General features: G+C 64.2%; 1 pseudogene. It reads left to right on the top strand.

Annotated elements, in window-relative coordinates:
* Nucleotides 1–307: 307 nt before the first annotated feature.
* Nucleotides 308–1,549 (top strand): annotated as a pseudogene (locus tag CRM90_RS29885) (IS110 family RNA-guided transposase).
* The last annotated feature ends 50 nt before the right edge of the window (nucleotides 1,550–1,599 follow it).

Here is a 1,599-nt window from a genome sequence, read left to right as displayed (position 1 = left end):
GGCTAGCTGTCCAGGGGCGCTGCGCTCCTCCGTGGGGTTAGAAAATTTTGCTGTGCGCTCGGCTCGGATCTCTGGTTGTGTCCCACGAATCGCGGGGTGATGCTGGAGGAGTGTTTCGGTCGACCCCGGTCCGTCTATGTTGTCGCTGAGCCCGCAGGCTAGCTTGGGGCGGAGGGCACAACCTTGTCCGCGGGAACCGTGGAATGTTGCCTTCGAGCACGAGTGTCAGAGTCCTGTTTCACCCCGCCCTCCCCGAAACACTCTCCACTGCAACGGGATACGAGAGTTCACGAGGGAGTGATGGGTGATGGATGTAGTACACCCGCGGTGCGCGGGAATCGACTGCTCGAAGAAGGACGCGAAGGTCTGCGTACGGATCCAGGGGCAGAGCAACCGCGCGAAATCGGCGACGGTAAGCACCTGAGGGGCCACGACCAGCCAGATCCTGGCGCTGCGCGAGCACCTGATCGCGGAGAAGGTCAGCTGCGTGGTGATCGAGTCCACCAGCGACTACTGGAAACCGTTCTACTACCTGCTCGACGATGAACTGGACGTGGTGCTGGTCAACGCCGCCTCGGTGCGTAACCTGCCCGGCCGCAAGACCGACGTCTCCGATGCCGCGTGGCTGGCCGATCTGGGCGCCCACGGGCTGGTGAAGGCCTCGTTCGTGCCGCCGGCTCCGATCCGGGAATTGCGTGATCTGACCCGCACCCGCACCGTGATCACCCGCGAACGCACCCGGGAAGTGCAGCGGCTGGAGAAACTTCTCGAAGACGCCGGGATCAAACTGTCGGCGGTGGCCTCCGAGATCACCGGGGTCTCCGGGCGCGCCATGCTCGAGGCACTGATCGCCGGGCAACGCGATCCCGCCGTGCTCGCTGATCTGGCCCGACGCCGACTGCGGTCGAAGATCCCGGCCTTGACCGAAGCACTGACCGGACGTTTCCGCGAGCATCACGCATTCATGGCCCGACTGTTTCTGGACCGTATCGACGCCCACAGCGTCGACATCGGTCGACTCGATGAGCGCATCGAGGAGGCGATGGAACCTTTTCGCCCAGCCCGGGACCTGCTGATGAGTATCCCGGGATTCTCCCGCATCGTGGCTGAGGTGTTCATCGCCGAAACCGGCGGCGACATGAGCGTCTTCCCCACCGCCGGGCACCTGGCGTCCTGGGCCGGAGTTTCACCCGGTTCCAACGAATCCGCCGGCCGGATCAAATCCAACAAGACCCGACCTGGCAACCGCTACCTCACAGGCGTCCTGGGCATCGCCGCACTCTCAGCGGCCCGCTCGAAGAACACCTACTTCTCCGCCAAGTACAAGCGCATCGCCACACGTCGCGGCCCGATGCGCGCCATCGTCGCCCTCGAACACGCCATGATCATCGCCGCCCACAACATGCTCACCAACGGCGACTTCTACCGCGACCCCGGCGCCGACTACTACAGCGCCCACCAGCCCGCCCGAACCAAATCGCGAGCAATCAACCAACTCGAAGCCCTCGGCTACCGAGTCACCCTGCAACCACTCACCCAATCCGCATAACCAGCCACCCAGCCGGGTCACCCGTTGTGGTCACCCAATTTTCGTGTCAG

It is taken from the genome of Mycobacterium sp. ENV421 (genome assembly GCF_002887815.1).
Classification (GTDB): Bacteria; Actinomycetota; Actinomycetes; order Mycobacteriales; family Mycobacteriaceae; genus Mycobacterium.
Note: the sequence above shows the minus strand (reverse complement) of the source record. Positions and strands in the feature narration are given on the sequence as shown.